Annotated in this window: 11 protein-coding genes; 5 read left to right on the forward strand and 6 right to left on the reverse strand. The window is 43.6% G+C overall.

Going from position 1 to position 15,442, the window contains the following annotated elements:
- Position 1 precedes the first annotated feature (1 nt).
- The 5 genes from cysS (at position 2) to pdxH (ending at position 7,721) form a co-directional block, all read left to right on the forward strand.
- Positions 2 to 1,468 (forward strand): cysteine--tRNA ligase, encoded by a 1,467-nt coding sequence (cysS, locus tag JMX75_RS06595; RefSeq protein WP_201531615.1) that lies wholly within the window; start codon positions 2 to 4, stop codon positions 1,466 to 1,468.
- 228 nt (positions 1,469 to 1,696) lie between these two features.
- Positions 1,697 to 3,538, forward strand: a complete 1,842-nt coding sequence (locus JMX75_RS06600) for a mechanosensitive ion channel family protein (protein WP_201531617.1) — start codon at positions 1,697 to 1,699, stop codon at positions 3,536 to 3,538.
- A gap of 400 nt (positions 3,539 to 3,938) precedes the next feature.
- The gene (gene guaB, locus JMX75_RS06605) at positions 3,939 to 5,411 is read left to right on the forward strand and encodes an IMP dehydrogenase (RefSeq protein WP_011280629.1); all 1,473 of its coding nucleotides are present in this window, start codon (positions 3,939 to 3,941) and stop codon (positions 5,409 to 5,411) included.
- Between the two features lie 245 nt (positions 5,412 to 5,656).
- A complete protein-coding gene (glmM, locus tag JMX75_RS06610) occupies positions 5,657 to 7,024 on the forward strand; it encodes a phosphoglucosamine mutase (RefSeq protein WP_181210214.1) in 1,368 nt (455 codons plus the stop codon).
- Between the two features lie 46 nt (positions 7,025 to 7,070).
- Complete coding sequence (gene pdxH, locus JMX75_RS06615; protein ID WP_181210213.1) at positions 7,071 to 7,721, forward strand: pyridoxamine 5'-phosphate oxidase; 651 nt, start codon at positions 7,071 to 7,073, stop codon at positions 7,719 to 7,721.
- A gap of 120 nt (positions 7,722 to 7,841) precedes the next feature.
- Here the strand turns inward: pdxH and JMX75_RS06620 are convergent, their stop codons facing one another.
- From JMX75_RS06620 to JMX75_RS06645, 6 genes are all read right to left on the reverse strand, one after another.
- The gene (locus tag JMX75_RS06620; protein ID WP_201531619.1) at positions 7,842 to 9,233 is read right to left on the reverse strand and encodes an HlyD family secretion protein; all 1,392 of its coding nucleotides are present in this window, start codon (positions 9,231 to 9,233) and stop codon (positions 7,842 to 7,844) included.
- 101 nt (positions 9,234 to 9,334) lie between these two features.
- Entirely contained in the window at positions 9,335 to 10,951 is a 1,617-nt protein-coding gene (locus tag JMX75_RS06625) for an MFS transporter (protein ID WP_201531621.1), read from the reverse strand.
- 295 nt (positions 10,952 to 11,246) lie between these two features.
- The gene (locus JMX75_RS06630) at positions 11,247 to 11,882 is read right to left on the reverse strand and encodes a glutathione S-transferase family protein (protein ID WP_011513349.1); all 636 of its coding nucleotides are present in this window, start codon (positions 11,880 to 11,882) and stop codon (positions 11,247 to 11,249) included.
- A 33-nt stretch (positions 11,883 to 11,915) separates the two neighbouring features.
- A complete protein-coding gene (locus JMX75_RS06635; protein WP_011513350.1) occupies positions 11,916 to 12,593 on the reverse strand; it encodes a type 1 glutamine amidotransferase domain-containing protein in 678 nt (225 codons plus the stop codon).
- Positions 12,594 to 12,759: 166 nt separating this feature from the next.
- The gene (locus JMX75_RS06640) at positions 12,760 to 13,809 is read right to left on the reverse strand and encodes an NADP-dependent oxidoreductase (protein ID WP_181210210.1); all 1,050 of its coding nucleotides are present in this window, start codon (positions 13,807 to 13,809) and stop codon (positions 12,760 to 12,762) included.
- A 112-nt stretch (positions 13,810 to 13,921) separates the two neighbouring features.
- Complete coding sequence (locus JMX75_RS06645; RefSeq protein WP_181210209.1) at positions 13,922 to 15,142, reverse strand: iron-containing alcohol dehydrogenase; 1,221 nt, start codon at positions 15,140 to 15,142, stop codon at positions 13,922 to 13,924.
- Positions 15,143 to 15,442 lie beyond the last annotated feature (300 nt).

The raw sequence follows: 15,442 nt of genomic DNA on the forward strand, positions 1-15,442 counted from the left end.
TATGACTATGACCACACCTCTTGCAGACGCGATGTCTCAGCTCGTCATCTATGACTCACTTACTGGACGCAAGCAAGTATTCAAGCCGCTTGCCACGGGCAAAGTTGGCATGTATGTGTGTGGCATGACGGTTTATGATTATTGTCATATCGGTCACGCTCGAGTGATGGTTGGCTTTGATATGGCAGTACGTTGGCTTGCACAATTGGGCTATGACGTAAATTACGTGCGTAATATTACTGATATTGATGACAAAATCATCACTCGTGCTGCCGAAAATGGTGAAGAGATTGGCACATTGACCCAACGTTTTATTACTGCCATGCATGAAGATGCGACAGCACTTGGCTGCTTGTCCCCTGATGCGGAACCGCGTGCGACCGATCATATCGATGAGATGCAGCAGATGATTGAGACGTTGGTTAGTAATGACTATGCCTACGCGGGTGATAATGGTGATGTCTACTATGCAGTCGATAGCTTCGCAGATTATGGCAAATTGTCAAAACGTAACCTTGATGATATGCAGGCAGGATCACGGGTTGAAGTCGAGAACGATAAGCGCAATCCATTTGATTTTGTGTTATGGAAAGCGGCGAAACCTGATGAGCCACAATGGGCATCAGCTTGGGGTCAAGGGCGTCCGGGCTGGCATATTGAATGCTCAGCGATGTCGACCAAATGCCTTGGTAATACCTTTGATATCCATGGCGGCGGTCATGATTTGCAGTTCCCGCATCATGAAAATGAGATTGCCCAATCTGAAGCAGCGACCGGCTGTGAATACGCGCGTAACTGGATGCACGTTGGTTTTATCAATGTTGATGGCGAAAAAATGTCCAAGTCATTGGGGAATTTCTTTACCATTCGTGATGTCATGGCAAAATACTTACCAGAAACGGTTCGTTTCTTCTTATTGTCGAGTCATTATCGCAGTCAAGTAAACTTCTCTGATAGTGCCTTGGACGAATCGCATAATAGCCTAAGCAGGTTGTATCAAGCATTAAAAGTTGCTGAACAACAAAAAGGTGAAGTACTTATTATCGATGAAGCCTTGATTAATAATGCCTACGCCAGTGCAGTGGGACAAGACTTTATCAAAGCCATGAATGACGACTTTAACAGCTCAACCGCTATCAGTGTGCTGTTTGGATTGGCGCGTGATATCAATAAAGCGAGTAAAGCACAAGATGTAGAGACTGCTTGGCAGTTGGCCGAGTGCTTAAAGGCTTTGGCGCAAACGCTTAATATTTTACAGCAGCCTGTGCAGCAGTTCTTGCAAGCCGTCATTGGTGAAGTAGCTGAAGATAGTTTAACCGACGAAGCCATTGATGAGCTAATCATCGAGCGTGCTGATGCCAAAACCAATAAAAACTTTGCGCGTGCTGATGAGATACGTGTGCAGTTGAAAGATGCTGGTATTGAGCTTGAAGACAGTCGTGCGGGCACCACTTGGCGCCGTGCTTAATGTAAGCATTAGTTTTTTGCGCTTGTTCATTCACAAACAATAATAAATTAAGCCAGCTATCTGCTGGCTTTTTTGTGTCTTCTGCATTAGCTTAATATCATACTTATTAGCAAGAGTTTTTGTATGCAAACTCCTTTCGGATTTCTCAGGACTCACTCTCTACAGTCTCATGCCCAATTTTTACCGCGACTGCTCTTTATAATTGGCAGCTTATTTATCCTATTAAATATGGCGTGCATTTCTGCTTATGCAGCAAGCAGTACTGAGGACATAGACAATCGAAATCTTGAAGAGACGGTTACTACAAAACCAGAAAATTTGGTGGAGTATGCTGCGCAAAGAATCGATAAGTTAAAAGAGGAAGGAGTGACTGTCTCTGCCGTTGCAGCAGAGGTAATTAGCCCGCTAGAAAAAAGGACAGTGCAGCAAGCAGGTGTGCTACAAGGAGATTCTGGTCTCACTGGGGATTACAACGAAAACTACTATGCGTTAGATAAGCTCAATGCAGGTTTGCCGCCCTTGTCTGAGCCGCCAAACTTGTCAACCCCACTTGCCACATTAGAGTTTTTCCAATCGGCAGTCATGAATCAGCAATATGATTTGGCCGCTTATGCGCTCAATATGAATTTGATTGATGGTAAATTGCAGCGTAGTCGGGCGATAGATCTGGCCAAACAACTTGATTTTTTGTTGATTGAAAAAAAGCTCTATGTTTTTGATGAATTGCCAGATCGTCCTGACGGTTTGATTGAGCCACCGCTTGGTAGCACGAACAGTATTCAAGGCATTCCTAGACGCTCTATTCAGCTTGGTTATATCGATTATCGTGAGCGCCGTGTACCCATACATCTAGAGCGTGTGCGCATTGATGATAGTGCGCCTTTTTGGGTATTTTCTGCCCAAACGGTTGGTAATATCGATAACCTCTATGAGCAATATCATCCGGCAAAGTTTGAGCGTTATTTACCGGCGTGGACAAAATTACAGTTATTTAGCATCGCCATCTGGGAGTTTTTAGCATTACTTGTTTTCTTCTCTTTTACCATGGGAGTGGGCTGGTTACTCAGCAAAGGTGCTGGCAAGCTTCTCAATTGGTATGTCAAAGATAAAGCCGGCAATCGGCTGAGTACGGTTCACCACAATAGCGTGGAAGATTTGGTCAATAAGCTGACAGTACCGCTAACCTTTACCATCAGCTTCTCATCGGTATTTACCTTGGTATCGGGCGGCTTTCCTTATCTGGATGCAGTCGCTTCCTCGACACGTCCGATTATTTGGATTGGATTGGTCTTTAGCGCCATGTGGCTCGGTATACGTGTTATCAACTTTTTTGCCAACCGCTATCAAGATATGCAGATTGAAAATCTAGGAGAGGAGCAGTTTGACAAAGTGCGCCGTCGTCGAACTTACGTATCGATATTTCGCCGCGTCTTCGTATTTGTCATGGTGTTGGGCAGTATTTGGATAGGTCTGAGTGAGTTTGCCAACATGGAAGGCTTTGGCAAAACCTTACTGACTTCGGCTGGCATTGCTGGCGTGGTCATTGGTATCGCCGCTCAACCAATACTGGGTAACATCATTGCTGGAGTACAGGTAGCAGTGACCCAGCCCGTACGAATTGGCGACAGTGTGATAATGGATGGCAACTTTAGTACCGTTGAAGACCTGCGTTATACTTATGCGGTACTAAAAACATGGGATGAACGTCGATTAATCGTGCCGATGCGCGAATTGATCACCGAAATGGTAGAGAACTGGTCGCATACAGAAGTGCATCAGACCTGTCCTGTGTTCTTATATATCGATTACGGCGCAGATATTGACGCCATTCGGCAGCAGTTTATTTCGGTGGTGAAAGACAATAAGCTTTGGGACAACAAAACTGAGCCTGAAATATTTGTCGTTGAGGTAACTGAAAAGACCATTCAACTGCGCGGCGCTGTTTCAGCGGTAGGCCCTGTAGAAGCATGGACACTGGCCTGTGAGATACGTGAGCAGATGCTTGATTATTTGTATCGTGAACAAAAGCATTATTTACCAGCTGAGCACCTTGTATTGAGACAAAAATAGTCAATGTCTATTGGTTTGACACTTAAAAAAATTGAATGTACAGCGTCACTATCGATAGACAGCTGTGAGTAAAACCCACTGACAAATATAGCATGCGATTTGCTTGCTTATTTGTTATAATATGGCGTTATTTTTAAGGGATAATTCAGTTGTTAAGCATTGTATAGTTAGATTTTGGGGCAGGTAAAGGGCGCTGTATTAGCCAGTCTGCTGAGCCAATGATTTAGTGAGCAATGATGAATTGATGATGTGCCGAGCGAATGTTTGTATTTAGTATTTGTTCCCCACGGTTTTATTATTTTCTGCTGGGTTTATAACCTTATGATTTTGATAGAATTTCTGTTGATTTTCTTGATACTGTATTGCCCACCTATCAAAATAACCACTAATAGGGGTCTGTATGTTGCGAATTGTCGATGAAGCCTTAACCTTTGATGACGTTTTATTATTGCCAGCTTATTCAGAAATATTGCCAAAAGCTGCTAATCTAACGACCCGCCTAACAAAAAGTATCACGCTAAATTTACCGCTAATTTCTGCTGCTATGGATACAGTCACTGAGTCTGAGATGGCCATTACCATGGCACAACTTGGTGGTTTAGGTATTTTGCATAAGAGCATGGATATCGATAAGCAGGCAATGCAAGTGCGCCGCGTCAAGAAATTCGAAGCTGGTACTGTGGTTGATCCTATTACTGTGCATCCAGAGATGACCATCGGTGAGTTATTAAGACTGACCCAAGACAATAACATCTCAGGCGTGCCAGTGGTTGAGAAGGGTACTGATAAAGTAGTCGGTATCGTGACTCATCGTGACTGGCGCTTTGAAACCAATCTATCATTGCCTGTCAGCCATATCATGACGCCGAAAGAGCAGCTCGTCACCGTTAAAGAAGGTGAGAGCAACGAAAACATCAAAAGACTGCTACACGAGCACCGTATCGAAAAAGTTATTGTTATCAATGATGATTTCCGTTTGCGTGGTCTGATTACGGTCAATGACTTTGCTAAAGCTGAAAACAATCCAAATGCTTGTAAAGATGAGCAAGGTCGCCTGCGTGTGGGCGCAGCAGTTGGTACGGGCGCTGATACTCAAGCACGCGTTGAAGCATTGATTGCGGCTGACGTCGATATCATCGTTGTTGATACCGCGCATGGTCACTCAAAAGGCGTTATTGATAAAGTATCTTGGATTAAAAAACATTTCCCGCATGTACAAGTGATTGGCGGCAATATCGCGACAGGTGATGCTGCAAAAGCCTTACGTGATGCTGGTGCAGATGCGGTCAAAGTTGGTATTGGTCCAGGATCTATCTGTACCACACGTATTATTGCCGGTATCGGTGTGCCGCAAATCTCGGCGATTGATAGTGTTGCAAGCGCTTTGCAAGACAGTATTCCATTGATTGCTGATGGTGGTATTCGCTATTCAGGTGATATGGCAAAAGCCATTGCTGCTGGTGCGTCATGCATCATGGTTGGCTCACTTATGGCAGGTACAGAAGAAGCGCCAGGTGAAGTTGAGTTGTTCCAAGGTCGCTATTATAAAGCTTACCGCGGTATGGGTAGCTTGGGCGCGATGTCAGGTCAAAACGGCTCATCAGATCGCTACTTCCAAGATGCCAAAGACGGTGTGGAAAAATTGGTGCCAGAAGGTATCGAAGGTCGTGTACCTTATAAAGGTCCAGTCGCTGGTATCGTCAACCAATTGGTAGGTGGCTTGCGCTCATCTATGGGTTATACCGGCTGTGCCACGATTGAAGATATGCGCAGCAAACCACAGTTCATCAAAGTTACCTCAGCGGGTATGAAAGAATCGCATGTGCATGATGTGCAAATCACCAAAGAAGCACCTAACTATCGAGTCGACTAATTATATCTTTGCCGCTATAGGATGCGATGACTCGCAGCTGTACAGTGTCAAGCGACGTTAAGATACAAACAGCCAACAATGCCTTGTTATTGTTGGCTGTTTTTTTTGTAAAATACAATCATAGATTATTCTAATAATTCATAACTGTTTGTCTTATCAAAACCATTGATGACAGTGAATGATTGAAGCTACTGAGCCTGCTTCCACGTCGAGGCTTTTACTTTTAGACTTAAGGAACAATAATAATGAGCTACTTTGGCACTGATGGTATTCGCGGTAAATTTGGTGAGCTGCCAATTACGCCAGATTTTATCTTAAAGCTCGGCTATGTCACAGGATTGGTGCTGATAGAAAACAATCAAAATTCGCCGCGTAAGCCAAGTGTTGTGATTGGTAAAGACACGCGGTTGTCAGGCTATGTGATCGAAGGCGCACTACAAGCAGGCTTTAACGCCGCTGGCGTCGATGTATATATGTTAGGGCCATTGCCCACACCTGCTATCGCACATTTGACCCGTAGCTTTAATGCCGATGCAGGCGTAGTCATTTCTGCCTCACACAATCCATACTATGATAATGGCATCAAATTTTTCTCAGCCGACGGCAAAAAATTAACTGATGCAATGCAAAATGCTATCAATGATAAGTTGGACGCTATTATGGCGGTCGACGGTAATAACGATGCCGTAATGCCTATTCTTGATCCGGCACAATTGGGCAAAAATAATCGTATCGATGATGCGAAAGGTCGCTATATTGAATTTTGTAAAGGCAGCTTTCCCTATCAATATGACTTAGATCATCTGACTGTGGTCGTCGACTGTGCAAATGGTGCAGGCTATAGCGTGGCGCCTCGTGTCATGCGTGAGCTGGGCGCCAATGTCATCGCCATTAATAATAAGCCTGACGGCATTAATATCAATGCTGATTGTGGCTCAACCCATCCTGAAGGTTTGCAAGAAGCAGTGCTAAAATACGAAGCCGATGTGGGCATTGCCTTAGATGGTGATGGCGACCGTATTGTGATGGTCGATGAAGCCGGCAATTTGGTTGACGGCGATGGTATCTTGTATGTACTTGCTACTCAAGGTCAAACTAAAGCCAAAGGTGTCGTTGGGACATTGATGAGTAACATGGGCTTAGAATTGGCATTAAAAGACGCTGGTATTGAATTTACCCGTGCAAAAGTAGGCGATCGTTATGTGATGCAAGAGCTTGAGGCCAACGGTTGGATATTGGGCGGTGAGCCGTCAGGTCATATCTTGTGCTTGGATAAAAGCCGGACTGGCGACGCTATTATCGCAAGTTTGCAGATACTTGCAGTCATGCAAGCAAGAGGCAAAGCACTAAGTGATTTAACTGAAGGCTTTGAAGTATTACCACAAAAACTGGTCAATGTACGCTTGCCTCAAATGCAAGATCCGTTTGAGCATGAAAAGCTAGTGGTTGCTTTTGATAAAGCTCGTGCTACTTTAGAAGGTCGCGGTCGCTTGCTTATTCGCCAATCGGGTACAGAGCCTATGATTCGAGTCATGGTTGAGTCAGATGATGAGATAGAATGTGATGTAATGGCGAATGATTTGGCAGATAAAATAAAAGCCATATTGGGTTAATAGTCTTTGATATAAACATACTAGAATAGCAAAATAAGGGACAATCATGAGTATGGACTTTAGCGATCAGCGTTTGTCATATGAAAAAGGTCAACTAGACCAACAATCAATACCAGCATCACCGTTTGAGTTGTTAAATGTTTGGATGAATGAAGCAATAGAGGCGCAAGTACAAGAGCCGTATGCGATGAGCTTAGCGACTTGTGGTGAGGATACTAAGCCTAGCGTACGTATTGTTCTATTACGTGAAATTACAGATAAAGGTATCGTTTTTTATACCAATTACGAAAGTGCCAAGGGTCAAGATATCGCTGAAAATCCTAATACAGAAGCGCTGTTTTTTTGGCACAAGCTTGAGCGTCAGATTCGTATCAGCGGCAGTATTGCTAAAATTGATGCTGATAAATCTGCTGCTTACTTTCAAAAACGCCCTCACGATAGCCAAGTAGGCGCGTGGGTTAGCCAACCACAAAGCGGTGAAGTTGCTAATCGCGAAGTGATGGAGCAGACGTTTGAGCAATTGAAAACAGACTATCCAGAAGGCGCAGCCGTACCAACGCCTGAGTTTTGGGGTGGTTACGAGATTACTGTCAATGAGATTGAGTTTTGGCAAGGTCGCGCCAATCGAATGCACGACCGTATTGTCTATCATAAAGAGGCGGATGGTAGCTTTAGTACCAAACGCTTATTGCCTTAAACGTAATCAATAGCGCATGATATGGTCTTAGAAGAAGTTCATGTCTATAAAAAAGCCACTTTACCTGTCATATTCATATGGCAAAAAAAGTGGCTTTTTTTCATTTCTTTTATAGTGGAGCTATTTGGTATCAACATCTACCGACACAGACATACCAGGGCGTAGGCGGGCAAGGTCTGGCTGGTTAGAGTCTAAGTCGATGCGTACCGGAATACGCTGAGCAATTTTAATATAGTTACCTGTCGCAGGATTGGCAGCGCCAGCACTGAATTCACTGCCTGTTGCGGGTGATATATTGCTGACCCGTCCGCTAAATTGTGTGCCACCTAAGGCATCCACATGAATAGTGGCAGCTTCACCAATGGTCATATTTGCCACTTGCGTCTCTTTAAAGTTGGCAATAATCCATACGCCTTTTGGTACGATATACATAAGCTGCGTACCAGCAGTGACATATTGTCCTGTTTTAACGGTCAACTGACTCAGTTGTCCCGATTCAGGAGCACGGATTATGGTGTTGTCCAAATTAATCTGTGCTTGTTTTGCGGCGGCTTCAGCATTTTTGATATTGGCATCTAATGAAGAGCGGCTAGCAGTCGTTTTTTCGCTGCTCTCGACTGCCACTTGTAAATTGGCTTCCGCTTGTTGGACACCAGCTTGTGCTTTTGCTAATTGAGCTTCAGCATGAGCAACATCTGCACTTGATACTGCACCAATGGCAATCAAGCCCTGATAACGGTTAACGTCCTCGCGGGCACTGTCGACACTCACTTTGGCGCTATAAACATCTGCCTCGCGTGCCTGAATCTGTGCTTGGCTGGTGCCAGTATCTTGCGCATTACTAGAGCGATTGGTTAACGCAATATCGATATTCGCCTGCGCTTGTTCGAGCTGCTGCTGAAAAGTACGATCATCTATTTTTACCAATAAGTCACCAGCTACAACATTTGCAAAATCTTCTACCGCTACTTCTGTCACATAACCTGACACTTGCGGACTGATAATGGTGGTTTGTCCTTTAACGAAAGCATTATTGGTTTGCTGCATGGTTGGGGTAAAAGGTGGCAGTTTCCACGCATAGAGAATGAGTGCCACACCAATAACAATCAATGCAATCAGTAAGGCTAAATTAAAAAATGACTTCTTTTTGGGCGACCAACCTGCTGGCGCAGGAATAGATTCAGTGGGTGGCATCGGTATATCATCTTTGCCATCGCCTGCCTCAGTGCTGTCTATTTTATTTGTATCAGCGGCGTTTATAGGCTCATTGGCATTCGTAGGTAAGTCATCAGAAGGGTCGGTTTGAATCTGAGTTGCAGACATAGTCGGTTCAGGTTGAATGGCTGCTATATTGGTATTTGCGTCATTATTGGAAGCCATGTGTGACTGTGATGGTGTATCCACAACCGCTTGATTTGATAATGATTCACTAGCTTGAGCATTTTCAACAGTTTTAGCTGTTTTGTTAGGGGTGCTTGCGTCATCAAAGCTTTTGGGTTTGTCTTCGTTCATGACGCGCTCCTAAGGAATTTTATAAACATAATAGATAACGTTACAATAATAATAAGAGAGAATAGGCGCTATAGAATACACAATAGAATTTGCATAATCTGCTATTTTTTGCCCATCATTTCTGCTAACGCGGCAAGCTCTTTACCAAGAGGATTGCGCTTATGATACAAATAATAGAAATACACCATTAATAAATAGATCGCGGTAATCGTCGCGCTGACTGCCATTAAAAAGAATAAGTCATCATAAGCGGCGACGGTCGCTTGGCGCTGAATCCCTTGTAATATTTGAGGCATGGTTGCCGGATCGCCGGTACTCATGGAGCTGACCATATCTGCATAGTGCATCTGCGTGCGAATGGTGGTAAAGGCTTGAATTCCCGCCGCACCTGCTAAACCGCCAACCGTTTGTGAAATACCAAAAATCACCGAGAAGCTAATAATATAGGCAGGACCATTGGCAATGGCACGAAACATCCCTTCAAATACCATCGGTCCCATAAAATATACGGCAGCAAACGCAATGATAAACTGGCTAAAATAAAACATGACAGGTGTAGAATTCAGTGACACACCCGTATCTATCCATGCACCAATCGCAATCAATGCCACGGCAAAAATCACCGGTCGACGTAGGTCCATCGCATTGGTCGTAAAAATACTAAGCACCAATGCCAGCGCACTGGCCGCCAAAATAATGGCATAGAACACAATCAGCTGATCATTGCCATAACCGAGGTTAGCCAATAACCCTGCCGCGCCAACGCTTTGCTCCGACAGCAAGATACGCATCACAGCGCCCGTTATCATAAAGGCGATAATCGTCCGGCTGCGCATCCAACGTACTTGTAGCATCGGGTTTTTACGATGGGTTTCAATCCACAGCGCAATAGAAATGGTGACGACGGAAATAATCAGTGGATAACTGAGCCAAGGAGTCGTCCACCATAAAATACGCCCTTGTACCAAAAACACTGCCAATGCTGCAAGACCAGTCGCGAAAAAAACAAAGCTGACAATATCCAGCTTTTCAAAGACTTTTTCCATATTACCGCGTGGCAGCTCAAGAAGGTTAATTAAGCCAAAGCATATCAAAGCTAAGCCAACTTGGAATAAAAACAAGCCTTCAAGTTGACCATCGGCGGCAAGATAAGGCGAGATGATGCGAGATAAAGGCACCCCAAACTGTACCAAGCCAAAGCCCAAAATCAGTCCACTAATACGCCGAGCTGCTGGCATGCCTTGCAAACAATAAAAGATAGACAATACCGTCATGGCACTCGCGACCACGCCGCTAAAGCCACGGGCAATCAGCTCTAAATAATAAGGATCAATGCTAATTCCGGTGGTTGAGCTCAATAGATGACTACTGACTAACCACTGCATACTGGTCGCTGAGAGCAAAAAGAATAGGGTGATTTTGCTAAATAACGACATACCAAACTGTTGGCGAATTTTATAGAGCAGTACCGTGATACAGGCATTGGTCATATTGTAAGCGACTGATATCCAGCCACCCTCAACAGGGGTTAAGCCCATCTCACCTTGAATTTGAGAGAGGTTGGCGACCAACAGACCGTTTTGAAAACTGGCAGTAATACCGATAAAAATACCGATCAGTAAGTAAAATACTTTTCGATAAGTAGGATGATCGGGTGTGGCAGGAGAGCCCAGCATAAACGGCTGTTCATGAGGTTTAAACTGATAGTCGGTACTCATGGGCTATCTATCATCGGTAACGACGGATAATATAAATTCATGGTAACGCTCCCAGTTATCAGGCGGTGTCTGATCAGCGCTAATAAGCGTGGTCGGCGATCATCATACGGTTTTATTCTTAGCGCTTACTCATTTAAAGCGCTATAAAAAATAGGTCACAGAACAATAAAAGCATAAAGATATAAAACTTTAATACTTAATAATGCTGTATAAGAAAAAATAGCCCAAGAAAAGCTTGAGCTATTTTATCATAGTTTTTGATTATCGTTCGCATCTACGCGCTTAACCGTGGGATTTATGTCAGAGTAGTCATATCATAATTTGCTTCCAAACGCATGGCGCGCTGATAGCTATCAAGGCTTGCCAGTTGTAGCGCGTATTCTTTAATATGAGGATAATCCTCTAACGCCTCACGCTTGAGAAGCATAATCAAATCAAACGACAGCATAAAATCTGCACCGCTTAGCTTGTTACCCACGATAAAGGATTTGCCTGCCACCTCGTCATTTAGATAGCTCAGTAGCCTGTGTTTTTCTTGAGCGATATACCCTTTTAAAAATGCATTATCACCAGCACCTGCTTTATTGGTAAATAATTCAAGCAAAAGCGGCAGCATCAGCGAGCTTTCAGCAAAGTTAATCCACTGTAAGTAATGACCATAATCTGCGCTATCGATAGCAGGGCGAAGATTATCAGGTGCAAACCGCTCAATCAACAGCTCAGTAATCGCACCTGACTCTGCATAAAGCTCGCCATCCATCTCAATAACCGGAGACTTACCAAGAGGATGTACCGCTTTTAGGCTATCTGGTGCTAGATGCGTTTTGGCATCACGCTGGTGGCTAATAATTTCATAAGGTTGTCCCAATTCTTCTAAAAGCCATAACGTCCGTAATGAGCGTGATTGATTGAGGTGATGTAAGCGAATCATTTAGTTAGCCTTTTTGCAGTGGATTTGATGCTATTAAGCCTGTATTTTAGCCATTAAACGCTTGGCGGCTTCTTCTGACGACGCCGGATTTTGACCCGTGATCAGCAAACCATCTTCGACCACAAACGATTCCCAATCAGAGCTTTTTTCATAGTTTCCGCCATTGGCTTTTAGCACATCTTCTAATAAGAAAGGCACGACGTCAGTGAGCTGAACCGCTTCTTCTTCGGTATTACTAAAGCCTGTGACCGTTTTGCCTTTGACCAGATACTCGCCATCGATTTTAACGTTTTTGAGCGCGGCAGGAGAATGGCAGACAAAAGCAACTGGCTTATCTTGTTTGATAAACGTCTCAATTAATTCAATCGAGTTTTTATCAACGGCTAAATCCCACATTGGACCATGACCACCAGGATAGAATACTGAATCAAAATCTTCCGCTTTCATATCTGCCAATTTTTTAGTCGTTGCTAGGCGTTCTTGGGCTTCAGAATCTTCTTTAAAACGTTTGGTATCTTTGGTTTGAGCATCCGGCGTGTCACTACTTGGGTCAAGTGGTGGTTGACCGCCTGCAGGAGAGGCAATTGTGATATTGACACCGGCATCTAAAAAAGCATAGTAAGGCGCGGCAAATTCTTCTAGCCAAAAACCTGTCTTCTTACCAGTATCGCCCAATTTATCGTGTGAAGTTAGTACCATTAAAATATTCATAATTGTCCCTGTTTATTGTTGAAAGTTATTAACGCTATCAAAAACTAATAACGCTAAAAAACCGACTGCTGACAGTATTCATCTTTTAAGAATGACTTTCAGTAGCTGTCTTAACAAGTTATGTTGTTAACTGGTTATTTTCATGATTTTTTATGTTAGCTATCAGCTATTTAACGTCAGCCACTTTAATCACTGTCTTACCAAAATTCTTACCATCAAGCATATCAAAGAAAGCTTGTGGGGCTTGTGCTAAACCATCAACTTGATGCTCTTTGGTTTTAACAGCACCTGATTCAAGCCATTTGCTCATCGTAGCTAAGAATTCTGGGAAATGATCGCCGTATTCTTCAAAGATAATAAAACCTTTGATGGTTAGACGTTTACTTAGAATATTACCCATCAGGACACCCAAACGGTCTTTACCGTCTGGCAATTCGGTGGCGTTATACTGTGATACCAAGCCACATACTGGAATACGTGCGTGGGCATTTAATAGTGGCAATACGCCATCAAAGACTTTACCACCAACATTTTCATAATAAATGTCGATACCATCTGGGCAGGCGATTGCTAGTTGTTCAGCAAAGTCATCGGCTTTATGATCAAGACAAACATCAAAGCCTAATTCTTCAACCGCGTAAGCACACTTCTCAGCACCGCCAGCAACGCCAACAGTACGTAAGCCTAACTGATTACCGACTTGTCCAACAGTTGCGCCAACAGGACCCGTTGCCGCCGCGACGACTAAGGTTTCGCCTTTTTTTGGTTTACCGATATCAGTCAAACCCATGTAGCCTGTGAAGCCGGGCATACCAAGCACACCCAAGCCATAAGAAGGGTTTGCCATGTTTTTATCGAGCTTTAGTACGCCTTCGCCATCGCTGACGCTATAGTCCTGCCAGCCCGAGTTCGATACTACCAAATCACCGACTGCAAATGTATCGATATTAGACTCGACGACTTGGGCAACCGTTCCACCTAGCATGACATCGCCAATTTCTAATGGGTCAGCGTAGCTTGCGGCATCACTCATACGTCCGCGCATATAAGGGTCAAGCGATAAATATACGGTGCGTAATAGCATCTCGCTTTGGTTGGGTTTTGGAATCTCGCCAGTAGCCAATTCAAAATTATCGGCAGTTGGTGCGCCATGTGGGCGGCTGGCAAGTTTGATTTGACGATTTTGTTGTGGATTTTGTTGTTCATTAAAGCTCATGATAAAGCGCCTTATTTTATTTATTTTTGATTTTAAAGTTACCCGCCACTCTGAAGTGACAGGCTAGTGGTTTCTATAACGACAATATAACTATAGATAATTACTCAGAGAGTTAAGCGTTGCTAGTAATGGCACGCTCTAGAATACGACGTGATACTGCCAAGTCGTTTTTGCCATGCTCACCCAATTTCACCATACCATGCACTTCTAATTGCTTGATAATAGGATCAATGGCAGCAGCATCTAACTCAACATCTGCTAAGCTGACCGGCAGTCCAAGCTCGCGGAAGAAGTTTTCAGTCTGTTTGATAGCCGCTTCAATGATGGCGTCATCATTTAATTCAGTACCATTATCGTCAGCTGTAATATTCCAAACATTACGTGCATATTGAAGCAATTTGTCTTTTTTACTGTCTTTAAGCTCTCGCATGACTGATGGTAATACGATGGTTAGCGTGCGAGCATGGTCAATCGCGTGCAATGAGGTCAACTCATGACCAATCATATGCGTCGTCCAATCTTGCGGTACACCAGTACCGATCAGACCATTTAGCGCCATAGTTGCCGTCCACATGATGTTTTTGCGGGTCTCTAAATTCTCTGGATCAGCTTTTACCGCTGCGCCTTCTTCAATCAGAATCTTTAATAAGCTCTCAGCAAAGGCATCTTGAACTTTCGCATTGACCGGGTAGGTCAGGTACTGTTCCATCACATGAACAAAGGCATCAGCCACACCATTCATTACTTGGCGTTCAGGTAAAGTCATGGTTTTGGTTGGATCTAAAATTGAAAATTTAGGGAAGGCAAGTGGATTACCAAACGGCAGTTTTGCTTGGCGTTCACTATAGTTAATCACGCCGCCTGAATTCATCTCAGAGCCAGTCGCTGGAATAGTTAATACTGCGCCCAAATCAACTGCTGAATCGATATCTCTGCAATAACTGGTGAGCGCATCCCATGCTTTATCTCTCGATACCGTACCGTCTTCTTCAGTCAATGAAGATACCAGTGCGACAAACTTACTGCCGTCAAGTACAGAGCCACCACCAACGGCTAATAAGAAGTCAATATTGTGCTCATTGACCATATCAGCTGCTTTTAGCAAGGTAGTAAATTCTGGATTGGCTTCAATACCACCAAACTCGAATATTTCGCGATTGCCACTGGCAGCTAATGCCGTTTTAACTTCATCTAACGTACCTGTACGCTGTGCTGAACTGCCACCATAGGTAATCAGTACGCGGGCATCTGTTGGTACAAGCTCAGCCAACTTCTCGATTTGACCTTCACCAAAGACGATACGGACGGGATTATAATATTGAAAGTTATTCATAAGATTCCTAATATGTTTTCTGAGTATGAAAAAGAGATTTAAAAACTGAAAATAAAGTCTGCAACTTATTTGCATCTGTCCGCATTATATATTAATTAGACCGGTCGTCTAGTAATTATAGTAAATAGTTACAAAACTATCGTATAGGCATTTCAGCCGATATTAAGTTAATCGGTGTAATGGACATTTTTCATGCTGGGATAGGTCCTAAAGCTATATACTGTCTATATTTGCAAGGAATCAACGCCATGAATCAAAAAACTGCCCTTTTTGTAGTGACAAACATACAAAGAAGAATGG

The organism is Psychrobacter sp. LFX-11D, assembly GCF_904846475.1.
Lineage (GTDB): Bacteria > Pseudomonadota > Gammaproteobacteria > Pseudomonadales > Moraxellaceae > Psychrobacter > Psychrobacter cryohalolentis.